The organism is Sphingomonas melonis DAPP-PG 224, from assembly GCF_000379045.1.
GTDB classification, from domain to species: Bacteria; Pseudomonadota; Alphaproteobacteria; order Sphingomonadales; family Sphingomonadaceae; genus Sphingomonas; species Sphingomonas aquatilis.
Window position 1 is genome coordinate 2,152,460 of sequence record NZ_KB900605.1, and the last position, 14,507, is coordinate 2,166,966.

Consider the following 14,507-nt stretch of genomic DNA (forward strand, 5'->3'; position numbering starts at 1 on the left):
CACCCCCCGCGCCCTCGCTTAGTGGGCGCGCCTCAACGCTTTCAGCGGGTGTAGCTCAGTTGGTTAGAGCGCCGGCCTGTCACGCCGGAGGTCGCGGGTTCGAGCCCCGTCACTCGCGCCATTCCTTCCCGGAATGGTATGATTTGCCGAGACAAGCATAGCGCATTGCGCCGCGTGCCGAACACGCGGGTGTAGCTCAGTTGGTTAGAGCGCCGGCCTGTCACGCCGGAGGTCGCGGGTTCGAGCCCCGTCACTCGCGCCACCGGTCAGGACCGGTGGTATCCGCCCCTAGGGCGTCGATCCTTTCCCCATATGTCACGGTTCGCGTCAGCTGATCGGGCGGCGTCCATCCGCTATCCAAACACGTGCTTACCGTGCTTCTCGACACGCGCAGGGCGCGGGGACTGCGTTACCGCCAGCGCCCGGTCTCCATCCACAGCAGCAGCGGCTTGAGCGGCAGGATCCAGACGATCCCGGCGACGAGATAGAAGGGTGCCTGCAGCCACCATGCCCATGTGCCGACGAAGCCCGACAGGCTGACGATCCCCACGCACCAGATCGCGATCAGGCTCAGGATGATGAGCATGCCAGCGGGTTTGCGCCACGTGGGGGTCATAAGGCGATCCAGTCTGATTCGGTGGCGATGGCGTGGAGCGGCATATCCCACGGATCGGCCGGCAGCGCAGCGACTCGCTGCACCGACCATGCAATCCCCACCCGCCATGCATCGGGATTTGCCGCAAGAGCGCGATCGTAATGGCCAGCCCCTTGCCCCAGGCGGTTTCCAGCGTCGTCGAAGCCCACGAGTGGCGTCAGGATGATGTCGGGCGACACCTCGGGCGCATCGGCCACGGGTTGCAGCAGACCGAAGGCGCCGCGTTCCAGCGGATGCGATGGGTCCCACGACAGGAAGCGAAGCGGCGCGGCCCGCGTCGTAACGTGCGGCAGGGCCAGCGTGCATCCCGCGGCGCGCGCCGCGTCGGCCAGCGGCGCCGGATCGGCCTCGCTGCCCAGCGGCCTATAGCTTGCGACGATCAATCCTGGCCGCAAGCGGGCAACGAACGCTGCTGACAACCCGATCGGTGCCTGCGGCGCGAAGCCGTCACGAACAGCGCGCAGGCGGGCGCGGAGGGCGAGCTTGTCGGTCATCGCTCCACGCGGTCACGAGAGGAGAGGGGCGGGTGGCGGGACCGCCATGGCCGTGTGCCAAAATATCCACTGACGCCCTGTAACGTCAGGTGGGGACCATGTGCGTCGGACCAGGATCCGGGCAGGGACAGCCCCCATGGATGATGAATAGCCTCAGGGATAAAGTAAGGCTCGTACCGGGCAGAACCCGCCGCCGACCAATTTAGGATGGGCGGAGCGCACTGGCAATGGGGCAGGGGCCTTATCCTGCCGTCGGATCGTGCTCCAGCGCGTCGGCCAGCGCCTCCAGCCGATCGGCGATGCGTTGCAATGCCGGTTCGCTCACCGCCGCGCCCTCGGGCGGGCGCTGGCGGACGTCTTCCAGGGCGTCGGCGAGCATCAGGGCGACGAACAGCATCGCGCGCTCGCCCGGTACGCCGCCCGCGGCGCGCAGGGCCACCGGCCAGCGCTCGTCGAGCATCTTGCCCAGCTCCACGAGATGGGCTTCCTCACCGTCGCGGCAGGCGACGGTGTGCGGACGACCGCCGATCGGCAGCGAGACGTTCGCCATCAGGCCGGCGTCCCACGAGCGATCACGTCGTCCAGCGCGCTCACCGCTTCGGCCATGCGCGCCTTCAGCGCCGCATGGCGGCGCGCCAGCGCGTCGCCGGCCGCGGCACGGGCCGCGATCGCGGTTTCGATTCGGGCGATCGCCGCGTCGATGCGATCGACGGCGCTCGGCGTATCGGGGGGCGTGTCGGGAAGCGGTTCGGCCATACCTCCTGACCTAGGCGCGCACCGGGGCAGCGGCAAGTCGTCAAACCGCTTCGCGCAAACGCGATCCGCGCATCGCCCGCGGTTGACAGACGGGCGTTCCCCCTCGCAAAGGCGGGGCCGCTTTAACACGTTTAACGCGGCCCCGAATCCGATGCGCCGCGACCCATTGCGAGGAGTGAAGCAGATGACGGTGAAGGTTGCGATCAACGGCTTCGGCCGCATCGGCCGACTGGTGGCGCGCGCGATCATCGAACGCGGTGCCGGCGACCTCGAACTGGTCGCGATCAACGACCTCGCCGACGCCAAGTCGAACGCCTGGCTGTTCAGCCGTGACAGCGTTCACGGCAAATATCCCGGCACCGTCACCGCCGAAGGCAACGACCTCGTCATCGACGGCAAGCGCATCCGCGTCACCGCCGAGCGCGACCCCGCCAACCTTCCGCACAAGGAACTGGGTGTCGATCTGGTGCTCGAATGCACCGGCTTCTTCACCGACAACGTCTCGTGCCAGAAGCATATCGATGCGGGCGCGAAGAAGGTGCTGATCTCGGCCCCGGGGAAGGGCGTCGACCTCACCGTCGTCTACGGCGTCAACCACGACAAGCTGACCGCCGAGCACACGATCGTGTCGAACGCGTCCTGCACCACCAACTGCCTGGCGCCGGTCGCCAAGGTGCTGAACGACACGGTCGGCATCGAACGCGGCCTGATGACCACCGTTCACGCCTACACGAACGACCAGAAGATCCTCGATCAGATCCACCCGGACCTGCGTCGCGCCCGCGCCGCGGCGATGAGCATGATTCCGACCACCACCGGCGCGGCCCGTGCGGTGGGCGAGGTGCTGCCCGAGCTGAAGGGCAAGCTGGACGGTTCGGCGATCCGCGTGCCGGTGCCCGACGTCAGCCTGATCGACCTGACCTTCACGCCGAAGCGCGACACGACGAAGGACGAGGTCAACGCGATCCTGAAGGCCGCGTCGGAAGACGGCCCGCTGAAGGGCGTGCTCGTCTATTCGGACGAACCGCTCGTCTCGATCGACCTGATGCATTCGCCGCAGTCCTCGACCGTCGACAGCCTGGAAACCGCGGTGCTCGACGGCAAGCTCGTCCGCGTCGTCAGCTGGTACGACAACGAATGGGGCTTCTCGAACCGCATGGTCGACACCGCGACCGCCATGGCGAAGTTCCTCTAAGGCATCGCCAATGACCCATTCCGTCATTGCGAGCGGAGCGAAGCGATCCAGAGCGTCACGCACGACGCTCCGGATTGCCGCGTCGCTGCGGTCCTCGCGATGACGGGGCGGGTATGATGACTGCCGGCACTCTGGTCGGGATCGCCCGGCACGCCTTTCCGAAGGCGCCGATGGAACTGATCGAAGCGGTCGACGTGACGGTCGAAGGCGGCCTGCACGGCGACTTCCGCGGCGCGGTGAAGCCCGGCGGGCGTGGCAAGCGGCAGGTGACGCTGATGGAGCGCGGTGACTGGGATGCCGCCATGGCGGACCTCGGACATACGATCCCGTGGCAGGAACGGCGCGTAAACCTGCTGGTCGACGGCTTCGATATCCCGCAGGTGCCCGGCACGCGGCTGCGCATCGGCGCGGTCGAGCTGGAGATTACGGTCGAATGCGACCCGTGCAGCCGCATGGAGACGATCGCGACCGGGCTGAAGGCGGCGCTGACCCCCGACTGGCGGGGCGGGGCCTGTACGCGCGTGAAGGTGCCCGGCCGGATCGCGATCGGCGATCCCGTGTCGGTCGTCTCTTTCTCTTAAGATCTGAAGGACGATATCATGGCTAAGGCCTTCAAGACGCTCGACGATATGGGCGAAGTTCGTGGCAAGCGCGTGCTGGTGCGCGAGGATCTGAACGTCCCGATGGCGGACGGTGCGGTGACCGACGACACGCGGCTGCGCGCGACCCTGCCGACCGTCACCGAACTCGCCGATCGTGGTGCGATCGTGCTGATCCTGGCCCATTTCGGCCGGCCGAAGGGCACGCCAAACCCTGAGATGTCGCTCAGCCGTATCGTCCGCCCGTATTCCGCCGTGCTGGGACGCGAGGTCCGCTATATCGATTGGGAGGGCGACGAGGCGGCCGTCGCGACGCTGCAACCCGGCGAAATCGCGGTTCTGGAGAACACGCGCTTCTTCGGTGGCGAAGAGAAGAACGATCCGCAAGTCGTTGCACGCTTTGCCAAATTGGGTGAGCTCTACGTCAACGATGCCTTTTCGGCAGCGCACCGCGCCCATGCCTCGACCGAGGGGCTGGCCAAAGTGCTGCCCGCCTTTGCCGGTCGTGCGATGGAGGCCGAACTCGACGCGCTCGAAAAGGCACTCGGCAACCCCGACCACCCCGTTGCCGCCGTCGTTGGTGGCGCCAAGGTGTCGACCAAGCTCGACGTGCTCAAGCACCTTGTCACCCGCGTCGATCACCTGATCATCGGCGGTGGCATGGCCAATACCTTCCTCGCGGCGCGGGGTGTCGATGTCGGCAAGTCGCTGTGCGAGCATGACCTGACCGGCACCGCGGAGGAAATCCTGGAGGCCGCGGATCGCGCCAATTGCACCGTTCACCTGCCGTATGACGTCGTGGTGGCGAAGGAATTCCGCGCCAACCCGCCGGTCCGCACCGTCAACGTTCACGAAGTCGCGGCGGACGAGATGATCCTGGACGTCGGCCCGAGCGCTGTCGAGGCGCTGGGCGATGTGCTGAAGAACTGCCGCACGCTCGTGTGGAACGGCCCGATGGGCGCATTCGAGACGCCGCCCTTCGATGTCGCCACCGTCAGCCTGGCGCGCACCGCCGCGGCGCTGACGCAGGACGGCAGTCTCGTCTCGGTGGCTGGTGGTGGCGATACCGTCGCCGCGCTCAACCAAGCCGGCGTGGCGGATCGCTTCACCTTCGTGTCCACCGCCGGTGGCGCCTTCCTCGAATGGATGGAAGGCAAGGCGCTGCCCGGCGTCGCCGCGCTCACCGCCTGACCCGAATGCGAGACGCCGCTCAGGTCGGCGGCGTCTCCTTCAACAGCGGCACGACGATCGTATTGAGATCGTCGAGGTCGAGCGATGCCGCCTTGGCGTAGCGGACGACCCCCGCACGATCGATGACGTAATTGGTCGGCACCGCATTGCCGATCAGCGGATATTTGCCCTTTACCCGCCGCGTCGGCGTGATCGCCATCGCCGCGAACAGCGGCTTCATCCGAAAGACCGGCACCGAATCCTCGGTCGCCACCGCGAACACGCGCAGGCCGTGCTTCTGCTGCGTGCGATAATAGGCATCCAGCAGCGGCAGCTCCGCGCGGCAGGGCACGCACCACGTCGCCCAGAAATTCAGGATCACCACCTGTCCGCGCAGATCGGCGAGCCGTACCTTGCTGCCATCGATTAGCGTCAATTCCGCATCCGGCGCGGGCTTGCCGACCAGCGGCGACGCATAACGGTCCGCCGCCGCGCCCGCGCCGCTCGCGGTCAACAGCGCAGCGACGATCGCCAGCCGGATTGGTGTCATGATCATTCCCCCTTGAACTGCATCAAGCGTCCTTTGGCGCGTGCCGTCAAGGCTGCACTCGCCCCTTGCGCAAGGTCCTGCCACGCCGTAGGTTAAACGCGTTAAACAGGCAGGGAGCCGGCATGCTAGGAGTGCGACTCGACACCGAATTGGAAGAGCGGCTCGCCGCGGTCGCGCGCACCCAGGGTCGCAGCAAAAGCGACATCGCGCGCGAGGCGGTGCGTCGCTACGTCGACCTGCACGATGACGCCTATCGCCGCGAGGCCCGCCGCCAGTCGACCCGTGCATCGCAGCGCGCATCGAGTGACGATGTGATCTTCTGGCAGGATGCGCGCGCGTGGAAATAAGGCATGGCGGCATCGTGTTGGTCGATGGACCCGACGGCGCGCCGGCGCGGCCGTGCGTCGTCGTCCAGTCCGACCTGTTCAACGCGACGCATGCGACGATCACCGTCTGCCCGCTCACCTCGGTGATCGGAGGCGAGGCGCTGTTCCGCGTCGTCATGTCGCCGCGCGAACACAATGGCCTGACCGCCGAATGCGAGGTGGAGGTCGACCGGATCACCAGCGTCGCACGCGACCGCATCACCGCCGTGATCGGCGATGCCAGCCCCACCCGCATGGAGCAGATCGACCAGGCGCTGCGGCGCTGGCTGATGCTCTGACGACCCCATTTCACGACGTGCCCCCAAGGAGCTACTCATGACCACGAACGTCACGCCCGCCGTCAAGGCGATCCTCGACAAGTATGAAGCCACCAGCCCCGCGGTGAAGGCGAACCTCGCCCGCATCCTGATGCAGGGCAAGCTGGGCGGCACCGGCAAGCTCATCATCCTGCCCGTCGATCAGGGCTTCGAACATGGCCCGGCGCGCTCGTTCGCGGTCAACCCGCCGGCCTACGACCCGCATTATCACTATCAGATGGCAGTGGACGCCGGCCTTTCGGCCTATGCCGCGCCGCTCGGCCCGCTCGAGGCGGGTGCCGATACCTTTGCCGGCCAGATCCCGACGATCCTGAAGGTCAACAGCTCGAACAGCTGGGCGACCAGCATCGACCAGGCGGTGACGGCGAGCGTCGGCGATGCGGTGCGCCTCGGCTGCGCGGCGATCGGCTTCACCATCTACCCCGGCTCGGATCAGATTTTCGAGCAGATGGAAGAGATTCGCGAACTGTCCGAAGAGGCGAAGGCCGTCGGCATCGCGACCGTCATCTGGAGCTATCCGCGCGGCGGCAAGCTCAGCAAGGACGGCGAACTGGCGCTCGACGTCGGAGCCTATGCCGCGCACATGGCGGCGCTGCTCGGCGCGCACATCATCAAGGTGAAGCTGCCGTCCGCGCATATCGAGCAGGAGGAAGCCAAGAAGGCGTATGAGGGCACCGACTGGTCGAACCAGGCGGATCGCGTCCGCCACGTCGTCCAGTCGAGCTTCGCCGGTCGCCGTATCGTCGTCTTCTCGGGCGGTGCGGCCAAGGGCGCCGATGCGGTCTATCAGGACGCGCGCGACATCCTGGCGGGTGGCGGCAATGGCTCGATCATCGGCCGCAACACGTTCCAGCGCAGCCGCGAAGACGCGTTGGAGATGCTCGCGAAGCTCGTCGCGATCTACAAGGGCGAGGCGTAAGCCGATCCTGCCGCCGCGGCTTTCGTCGCGGCGGCAATCGGGGTAGGGGGCGGGCATGACCGAAGACGATCCGCTTGGCCCCCTCGATCCCGAATTCGCGGCGCAGTTCCGCCGTGACGACCGCCGGCCGCCGTGCCAGCTCTATCTGATCTCGCCGCTCGACGTAGCGGGTGGATTTGCCGACCGACTGGCGCGCGCGCTCGACGCCGGCCCCGTCGCGGCCTTCCAGTTCCGCGTGAAGGATATCGACCAGCACGCCGCAGCGAAGCTGGCGGAACCGCTTCAGCGCCTGTGCGCGGACCGCGAGGTCGCGTTCATCGTCAACGACAGCATCTCGCTTGCCAAGCGCTTGGGCGCCGACGGCGTCCATCTGGGTCAGGACGATGGTGATCCGCGGGAAGCGCGTGATGCGCTGGGGCCTAATGTCCAGATCGGCGTAACCTGCCACGACAGCCGTCACCTCGCCATGGAGGCGGGCGAGGGCGGTGCCGACTATGTGGCCTTCGGTGCCTTCTATCCGACCGCGACCAAGGCGGTGAAGCACGTGCCGGAGCCGTCGATCCTGTCCTGGTGGGCGTCGATGTTCGAACTGCCGAGCGTGGCGATCGGCGGCATTACGCCGGACAACGCCGCGCCGCTGGTGGCCGCCGGCGCGGACTTCCTCGCCGTGTCTGGCGCGGTGTGGAACGGCGACGAGGCCGCCGCCGTGGCTGCATTCGCGAAGGTGCTGAACGGCTGAGCCGCTGACTCCTGTCGCCCCGGGACCCGTCCGGGGCGACGGAGGCGGAAAGCGAAGCGCTCCGCACAAAACGGCTGTTCCACGAAACCCTTAGCCCCTCCGCCCGTTGATCCGCCTGCGTAACGGTCAGGGAGCGGATTGATGAAGGCGGCACTCACCACGGCACTCATGGCGGGCGCCGCGCTCGCCGCGTCGGCGACGGCACAGGCACCCCAAGCCGCCCCGGCGGCCAAGCCCGTTGACCGCAACCTGCTCCATGTCCAGGTCATCCTCGATTCGCTCGGCTTCGGTCCCGGCCTGCTCGACGGAAAGGGCGGCCAGTCGCTCACCGCCGCGCTAAAGGGGTTCCAGGAAGCCAAGGGTCTGCCCAAGACCGGCAAGCCCGACGCCGCGACGCTCGCGGCGCTCTATCCCTATCGTGCCAAGCGCCCGACCGCGCGCTTCATGCTGACGCGCGAGGCGCTCGCTGGGCCGTATATCAACCCGCTGCCCAAGGATTACGGCGAGCAGGCGAAGCTGCCGACGATCGGCTATGCGACGCCGATGGAAAAGCTGGCGGAGATGTTCCACACCAGCCCCGAGACGCTGATCGCGCTCAATTCCCCCTCGACGCGACTGAAGGTCGGCAACACGATCATCGTCCCCAATGCGCTGCCCGCGTCGCGCAACTACGACACCAAGCTGCCCGATCACTGGCGCCAGACGCTCAACATGCTCAACGTCGACGCCAACCAGCCGGTCGCCGATCACATCGTCGTCGACAAATCAGACAAGGTGCTCCGCGTCCTCGACAAGGACGACAAGTTGATCGCGCAGTTCAGCGCGACGATGGGGTCGGAGCACGATCCGCTGCCGCTGGGCACGTGGAAGATCTACGGCGCCGACTATAACCCGAAATTCCACTATAACCCTGCGCTGTTCTGGGACGCGAAGAAGGGCGACGAGAAGGAGTTGCTGCCGCCGGGGCCGAACGGTCCGGTTGGCGTGGTGTGGCTCGACCTGTCGAAGGAGCATTACGGCATCCACGGCACACCGCACCCCGAGCTTATCGGCCGGACGGAAAGCCATGGCTGCATCCGCCTGACCAACTGGGATGTCGCGCGCCTGGCGCAGATGGTGAAGCCGGGCACCAAGGCGGTGTTCCAAGCGTGAATGGGATGGTGACGCTCGCACCAAAGTCGCCGTCACCCCGGGCTCGTTCCGGGGTCCACTCTGCGGCGAGGGGGGCGGCTAGGGCCTCCTGCCGCGCCCTTGCGGCCCGGTGGACCCTGGAACGAGTCCGGGGTGACGGAGGGATCGCCGCATGACCCGCCTCGGCTGGGGCATCCTTATCGGCTTGGTGCTGCTCGTAGCGGCATTCGTCGCCATGACGCGCTTCGGTACGGCCGATCCCTCCGCGCGCCGCGCGACGGCAGCGGTGAGCGCCCCCGAACCGGCCGCCGAGGCTCCGGCACCGACCGGCCAACTCACTGTCCCCGTCGCCGGCATTGCCCGCAGCACGATCATGGACAGCTGGAATGACCCACGCGAAGGCGGCAGCCGCGGCCATCACGGCACGGACATTCCCGCCCCCGCCGGCACCCCCGTTCTCGCCGCCGCGGCCGGCCGCGTCGAAAAGCTGTTCCAGTCCGGCCGCGGCGGTACGACGCTCTACATCCGCTCGCCCGACCGCCGCTGGGTCTATTATTACGCGCATCTGTCGGGCTACGCGCCGGGTATCGCCGTCGGCCAGCCCGTGCGGGCCGGGCAGACGATCGCCTATGTCGGCGACACCGGCGATGCGGGTGCTGGCAATTATCACCTCCATTTCGGCATGCAGCGCATGGCGGCGGGTGATCGCTGGTATCAGGGCGAGGACGTCAATCCGTTCCCGATGCTTGCCGGGTCGGCGCCCGCACGGTAAAGCGCCGCCACCCGGCGTGGCTCATCGCCCGCCAAACTCGCTCTTTCCAGTAGGTTCAATCCCATGAAGATCAGCGGCGTGGACATCCGTCCCGGCAACATCATCGAATATGAAGGCGGCATCTGGCGCGCGGTCAAGATCCAGCACACGCAGCCCGGCAAGGGCGGTGCGTACATGCAGGTCGAGATGAAGAACCTGATCGACGGCCGCAAGAACAACGTCCGCTTCCGCTCGGCGGAGACGGTCGAGCGCGTCCGGCTCGACACCAAGGATTTCCAGTATCTCTTCCGCGACGGTGACCAGCTGACCTTCATGGACAAGGAAAGCTACGAACAGATCACGCTCGACGCGGGCATCCTCGGCGATGCCGCGGCCTTCCTGCAGGATGGCATGGACGTCGTGCTCGAACTGTATGACGAAAAGCCGATTTCGGTCGAACTGCCCAGCACGATCGAAGCGACGATCGTCGAGGCGGATGCCGTGGTGAAGGGGCAGACCGCCTCGTCCAGCTACAAGCCCGCGATCCTCGACAATGGCGTCCGCGTGATGGTGCCGCCGCACATCGGTGCCGGCACGCGCATCGTCGTCGACGTCTACGAGCAGACGTACGTCCGCCGCGCGGATTGATTGATGATCCCTCTCCCATCGGGAGAGGGTGGCCGAGCGTAGCGAGGTCGGGTGAGGGCAGAGCCTTCATCCGACCCTCACCCTCCCACCGCCTGACGGCGGCGGGCCCCTCCCTCTCCCGCCGGGAGAGGGGTACAGAGATTATCCCATGCCCTCCCATTCCGGCCTCTTCACCGTCATCGAGCGCGCCGCCCGCAAGGCCGGCACCGCGCTGCGTCGCGACTTCAACGAGGTTCAGCACCTCCAGGTCAGCCGCAAGGGGCCTGCCGACTTCGTGTCGATCGCCGACAAGCGCGCCGAGCAGACCCTGTTCGAGGAATTGCGCAAGGCGCGTCCCGACTGGGGCTTCCTGATGGAAGAGGGCGGCGAGGTGAAGGGCGATCCCGACAAGCCGCGCTTCATCATCGATCCGCTGGATGGCACGTCGAACTTCCTCCACGGCATCCCGCATTTCGCGATCTCGATCGCGGTCGAGGAGCAGACCCCGGCCGGCAAGCGCGAAATCACGACCGCGCTCGTCTACCAGCCGCTGACCGACGAGAGCTTCTGGGCCGAAAAGGGCCGCGGCGCCTGGCTGACCGACCAGCGCCTGCGCGTTTCGGCGCGCCGCGATCTGTCGGAAGCGCTGATCGCCACGGGTATTCCGTTCCTGGGCCATGGCGATTTCGTCCAGTGGAGCCGCATCTTCGGTGCGGTCGCGCCCGAAGTCGCCGGCATCCGTCGTTTCGGCTCGGCTGCGCTCGATCTCGCCTGGGTCGCGGCGGGTCGCTTCGACGGCTATTGGGAATCGGGCCTCAAGCCCTGGGATACGGCGGCGGGCCTGCTGCTCGTCAAGGAAGCCGGCGGCTATGTCACCGACTTCCGCGGTGCCGACCGGGCGATGGAAAAGAACGAATTCCTCGCCGCCAACGACGGCCTGCACGTCAAGCTGCACAAGCTGGTCGCCGGCGCGCTGCGCTGATTGCAGGGCGGTCCGACCCGCTTTCACCCTCTCTCAGGCTGCGCCTGCTTGTCCCTCTCCCGTCGGGAGAGGGAAGGGGCCCACTGCCGCAGGCAGTGGGAAGGGTGAGGGTGCGCGCCTGAACCGCGCCTTTCTGCGATTCATTCTCACGCCCCACGGCCTTGCCCGACCCGGCGCGGAGGCCTAAAGCCACCCCATTCCTATCGCATGTGCGAGATGCCCTTTGGTTGACCTGTCGCAATATCTGCCGATCCTGCTGTTCCTGGGCGTCGCCATCGCGCTGTCGAGCACTTTCGTGTTCCTGCCGATGGCGGTGTCGCGGCTGACCGGCAGCAACAAGCCGAACGAGCAGAAGCTGTCGGAATATGAGTGCGGCTTCCCCGCGTTCGAGGATCCGCGCAGCCAGTTCGACGTGCGTTTTTATCTCGTCGCGATCCTGTTCATCATCTTCGATCTTGAAGCCGCGTTCCTATATCCTTGGGCAGTCTCGGTTTTCAGCATCGGCTGGACCGCATGGATCTCCATGATGATCTTCATCGGCGAACTGGCCCTCGGCCTCGTCTACGCCTGGAAAAAGGGAGCGTTGGATTGGGAATGACCCCCATGTCCGGACCCGTTGAACTCGATCGCTCGGCCGCGGGCACCGCTCTGGTGCAGCCGGACCAGGGCTTTTTCGACAGCCTGAACGGCGAGCTGACCGACAAGGGCTTCCTTGTCACCTCGACCGAAGAGCTGTTCCAGTGGGCGCGTACCGGCTCGCTGTGGTGGATGACGTTTGGCCTCGCCTGCTGCGCGGTCGAGATGATCCACGTCAACATGCCGCGCTACGATCTCGAACGCTTCGGTGCCGCGCCGCGCGCCAGCCCGCGTCAGTCGGACGTGATGATCGTCGCCGGCACGCTGTGCAACAAGATGGCGCCGGCGCTGCGCAAGGTCTACGACCAGATGTCGGAGCCGAAGTACGTCATCTCGATGGGCAGCTGCGCCAACGGCGGCGGCTACTACCATTACAGCTACAGCGTCGTGCGCGGTTGCGATCGCGTGGTGCCCGTGGACATCTATGTCCCCGGCTGCCCGCCGACCGCGGAAGCGCTACTCTATGGCATCATGCAGTTGCAGCGGAAGATCCGCCGCAGCGGGAGCATCGAACGGTGAGGGCGCCCGCTCCCGCCTTTGCGGCGAACCTCAATGGCGAAACGATCGAAGCGGTCCGCGCGACGCTCGGCGCGGCGCTGATCGACGCGGTTGACCAGGTCGGCGAGGTTGCGCTCTACGTAGAGCGTGAGGCGATCGCCGACGCGCTGACCAAGCTGCGCGATACGCCCGGCCTCGAATATCAGCAGCTGATGGAAATCGCCGGCGTCGACTATCCGGATCGTGCGGAGCGGTTCGAGGTCGTCTATTGCCTGCTGTCGCTGACGCGGAACCATCGCCTGCACGTCCACGTCGCCACCGACGAGGGCAAGCCGGTGCCGTCGGTCACGGGCATCTGGCCGGTCGCCGGTTGGCTGGAGCGCGAGGTGTACGACATGTACGGCGTGCTGTTCGCCGGTAACGCCGACCTGCGCCGCATCCTGACGGACTATGGCTTCCGCGGCCATCCGCAGCGCAAGGACTTCCCGCTCTCCGGGTTCGTCGAGATGCGCTATTCGGAAGAGGCGAAGCGCGTCGTCTATCAGCCGGTTCAGCTGGCGCAGGACTTCCGCAACTTCGACTTCCAGAGCCCGTGGGAAGGCGCGCAATATGTGCTGCCGGGCGACGAGAAGGGCATGGTCCCCGAAGCCAAGGGCGCGCCGACGCCGCTGAAGGCGGATACGATCGTCAAGGCCGACGCGCCGACGCAGCCGAAGGCGGCGCCCGTCACGAACGAGCCGAAGACCACGGAGGCGCCGTCGCAAACGGGCGCGGGCGAACCGCATGCGGGCAACAAGGGCGGCGACAAGCCGGCCGCGTCCGACGTGATCCCGACCAAGGGCCAAGGACAGAACCAGTGAGCGACTATGTCGACGAACTGATGCACGTCACCGATGCCGCCGATCCGACGACCGGCGACGTGACGATTCAGAACTACACGATCAACTTCGGTCCGCAGCATCCCGCGGCGCACGGCGTGTTGCGCCTCGTCATGGAGCTCGACGGCGAGATCATCGAGCGTGTCGATCCGCATGTCGGCCTGCTGCATCGCGGCACCGAGAAGCTGATCGAGTACAAGACCTACGCGCAGGCGCTGCCGTATTTCGACCGGCTCGATTACTGTTCGCCGATGTGCATGGAGCACAGCTTCGTGCTCGCCGTCGAAAAGCTGCTCGATATCGAGGTGCCGCTGCGTGCCCAGTATCTGCGCGTCTTTTTCGCCGAACTGACCCGCATCTCGAACCACATGCTCAACCTCGGCAGCCACGTCATGGACGTCGGCGCGATGACGCCGAACCTGTGGCTGTTCGAGATCCGCGAAGACTGCCTCAACTTCTTCGAGCGTGCCTCGGGCGCGCGCATGCACCACAATTACATGCGCCCCGGCGGCGTCCATCAGGACGTGCCGCTCAAGCTGCTGACCGATATCGCCGACTGGCTCGACACGCGCCTGCCGCGCCTGTTCGAGGACGCGATTTCGCTGGTCGCCGACAATCGCATTTTCAAGCAGCGCAACGTCGATATCGCGACGGTCAGCCGCGAAGATGCGATCGCCTGGGGCTTCTCCGGCCCGATGATCCGCGCCGCGGGCATTCCGTGGGATTTGCGCAAGTCGCAGCCCTATGACGCCTATGCGCGCATGGACTTCGACATTCCGGTCGGCACGCGCGGCGATTGCTACGACCGCTTCATGGTGCGCGTCGAAGAGGTTCGCCAGTCCGCGCGGATCATGAAGCAGTGCCTCGCCGAAATGCCGGAAGGGCCGATCGCATCGACCGACCGTAAGGTTGTGCCGCCCAAGCGCGCCGAGATGAAGAGCTCGATGGAAGCGTTGATCCATCACTTCAAGCTCTACACCGAGGGCTATCACGTCCCGGCCGGCGAAGTGTATGTCGCGACCGAAAGCCCCAAGGGCGAGTTCGGCGTGTTCCTGGTCGCCGACGGATCGAACAAGCCCTATCGCTGCAAGATCCGCCCGACCGCGTTCAGCCACCTGCAGGCCATGGACTTCATGTCGAAGGGCCACATGCTGGCGGATACGACCGCGATCTTGGGCGCGATGGACATCGTGTTCGGCGAGTGCGACCGGTGAGCATCGACCG

At 66.5% G+C, this 14,507-nt stretch carries 20 protein-coding genes and 2 tRNA genes; 17 read left to right on the top strand and 5 right to left on the bottom strand.

Going from position 1 to position 14,507, the window contains the following annotated elements:
- Positions 1-44: 44 nt before the first annotated feature.
- Positions 45-121: transfer RNA gene (locus SPHME3_RS0110535), tRNA-Asp, on the top strand.
- 64 nt (positions 122-185) lie between these two features.
- Positions 186-262: transfer RNA gene (locus SPHME3_RS0110540), tRNA-Asp, on the top strand.
- 147 nt (positions 263-409) lie between these two features.
- Here the strand turns inward: SPHME3_RS0110540 and SPHME3_RS0110545 are convergent.
- The 4 genes from SPHME3_RS0110545 to SPHME3_RS0110560 form a co-directional block, all read right to left on the bottom strand.
- Positions 410-616, bottom strand: coding sequence for a DUF2842 domain-containing protein (locus tag SPHME3_RS0110545; protein ID WP_017979200.1), 207 nt, complete (start codon positions 614-616; stop codon positions 410-412).
- On the bottom strand, positions 613-1,149 hold the full coding sequence (locus SPHME3_RS0110550) for a 5-formyltetrahydrofolate cyclo-ligase (protein ID WP_017979199.1): 537 nt from the start codon (positions 1,147-1,149) through the stop codon (positions 613-615). Before SPHME3_RS0110550 ends, SPHME3_RS0110545 begins: the two co-directional genes overlap by 4 nt.
- 241 nt (positions 1,150-1,390) lie before the next feature.
- Positions 1,391-1,699 carry a cell division protein ZapA gene (locus SPHME3_RS0110555; RefSeq protein WP_017979198.1) on the bottom strand — a complete coding sequence of 103 codons (309 nt, stop codon included), beginning with the start codon at positions 1,697-1,699 and terminating at the stop codon, positions 1,391-1,393.
- Positions 1,699-1,905, bottom strand: a complete 207-nt coding sequence (locus SPHME3_RS0110560) for a hypothetical protein (RefSeq protein WP_017979197.1) — start codon at positions 1,903-1,905, stop codon at positions 1,699-1,701. Before SPHME3_RS0110560 ends, SPHME3_RS0110555 begins: the two co-directional genes overlap by 1 nt.
- Before the next feature lie 184 nt (positions 1,906-2,089).
- On the opposite strand from SPHME3_RS0110560, the gene gap reads away from it, so the two are divergent.
- The 3 genes from gap (at position 2,090) to SPHME3_RS0110575 (ending at position 4,890) form a co-directional block, all read left to right on the top strand.
- Positions 2,090-3,100 (top strand): type I glyceraldehyde-3-phosphate dehydrogenase, encoded by a 1,011-nt coding sequence (gap, locus tag SPHME3_RS0110565; RefSeq protein ID WP_020486529.1) that lies wholly within the window; start codon positions 2,090-2,092, stop codon positions 3,098-3,100.
- A 113-nt stretch (positions 3,101-3,213) separates the two neighbouring features.
- Entirely contained in the window at positions 3,214-3,681 is a 468-nt protein-coding gene (locus SPHME3_RS0110570) for an MOSC domain-containing protein (protein WP_017979195.1), read from the top strand.
- Between the two features lie 18 nt (positions 3,682-3,699).
- The gene (locus SPHME3_RS0110575) at positions 3,700-4,890 is read left to right on the top strand and encodes a phosphoglycerate kinase (RefSeq protein ID WP_017979194.1); all 1,191 of its coding nucleotides are present in this window, start codon (positions 3,700-3,702) and stop codon (positions 4,888-4,890) included.
- Between the two features lie 19 nt (positions 4,891-4,909).
- Here the strand turns inward: SPHME3_RS0110575 and SPHME3_RS0110580 are convergent, their stop codons facing one another.
- Positions 4,910-5,425: a TlpA family protein disulfide reductase gene (locus tag SPHME3_RS0110580; protein ID WP_017979193.1), complete on the bottom strand. Its 516-nt coding sequence runs from the start codon at positions 5,423-5,425 to the stop codon at positions 4,910-4,912.
- A gap of 116 nt (positions 5,426-5,541) precedes the next feature.
- On the opposite strand from SPHME3_RS0110580, the gene relB reads away from it, so the two are divergent.
- The 12 genes from relB to SPHME3_RS0110640 all read left to right on the top strand — a co-directional run bounded on the left by relB (position 5,542) and on the right by SPHME3_RS0110640 (position 14,497).
- Positions 5,542-5,766, top strand: a complete 225-nt coding sequence (gene relB, locus SPHME3_RS0110585; RefSeq protein WP_029720425.1) for a type II toxin-antitoxin system RelB family antitoxin — start codon at positions 5,542-5,544, stop codon at positions 5,764-5,766.
- On the top strand, positions 5,757-6,083 hold the full coding sequence (locus SPHME3_RS0110590) for a type II toxin-antitoxin system PemK/MazF family toxin (protein ID WP_226341799.1): 327 nt from the start codon (positions 5,757-5,759) through the stop codon (positions 6,081-6,083). Before relB ends, SPHME3_RS0110590 begins: the two co-directional genes overlap by 10 nt.
- Positions 6,084-6,120: 37 nt before the next feature.
- On the top strand, positions 6,121-7,041 hold the full coding sequence (locus tag SPHME3_RS0110595) for a class I fructose-bisphosphate aldolase (RefSeq protein WP_017979190.1): 921 nt from the start codon (positions 6,121-6,123) through the stop codon (positions 7,039-7,041).
- 55 nt (positions 7,042-7,096) lie between these two features.
- Positions 7,097-7,780: a thiamine phosphate synthase gene (thiE, locus tag SPHME3_RS0110600; protein ID WP_017979189.1), complete on the top strand. Its 684-nt coding sequence runs from the start codon at positions 7,097-7,099 to the stop codon at positions 7,778-7,780.
- A 141-nt stretch (positions 7,781-7,921) separates the two neighbouring features.
- A complete protein-coding gene (locus SPHME3_RS0110605; protein ID WP_017979188.1) occupies positions 7,922-8,932 on the top strand; it encodes a L,D-transpeptidase family protein in 1,011 nt (336 codons plus the stop codon).
- 151 nt (positions 8,933-9,083) lie between these two features.
- Positions 9,084-9,683, top strand: coding sequence for a M23 family metallopeptidase (locus SPHME3_RS0110610; RefSeq protein WP_017979187.1), 600 nt, complete (start codon positions 9,084-9,086; stop codon positions 9,681-9,683).
- Between the two features lie 63 nt (positions 9,684-9,746).
- A complete protein-coding gene (gene efp, locus SPHME3_RS0110615) occupies positions 9,747-10,310 on the top strand; it encodes an elongation factor P (RefSeq protein WP_017979186.1) in 564 nt (187 codons plus the stop codon).
- Positions 10,311-10,458: 148 nt separating this feature from the next.
- Positions 10,459-11,271 (top strand): inositol monophosphatase family protein, encoded by an 813-nt coding sequence (locus SPHME3_RS0110620; protein WP_017979185.1) that lies wholly within the window; start codon positions 10,459-10,461, stop codon positions 11,269-11,271.
- Between the two features lie 223 nt (positions 11,272-11,494).
- Positions 11,495-11,869: an NADH-quinone oxidoreductase subunit A gene (locus SPHME3_RS0110625; protein ID WP_017979184.1), complete on the top strand. Its 375-nt coding sequence runs from the start codon at positions 11,495-11,497 to the stop codon at positions 11,867-11,869.
- Positions 11,870-11,874: 5 nt separating this feature from the next.
- Positions 11,875-12,426: a NuoB/complex I 20 kDa subunit family protein gene (locus SPHME3_RS0110630; protein WP_017979183.1), complete on the top strand. Its 552-nt coding sequence runs from the start codon at positions 11,875-11,877 to the stop codon at positions 12,424-12,426.
- Entirely contained in the window at positions 12,423-13,265 is an 843-nt protein-coding gene (locus tag SPHME3_RS0110635) for an NADH-quinone oxidoreductase subunit C (protein ID WP_017979182.1), read from the top strand. The genes SPHME3_RS0110630 and SPHME3_RS0110635 overlap by 4 nt, the downstream gene beginning before the upstream one ends.
- Positions 13,266-13,285: 20 nt before the next feature.
- Positions 13,286-14,497, top strand: a complete 1,212-nt coding sequence (locus tag SPHME3_RS0110640; RefSeq protein WP_172436197.1) for an NADH-quinone oxidoreductase subunit D — start codon at positions 13,286-13,288, stop codon at positions 14,495-14,497.
- The last annotated feature ends 10 nt before the right edge of the window (positions 14,498-14,507 follow it).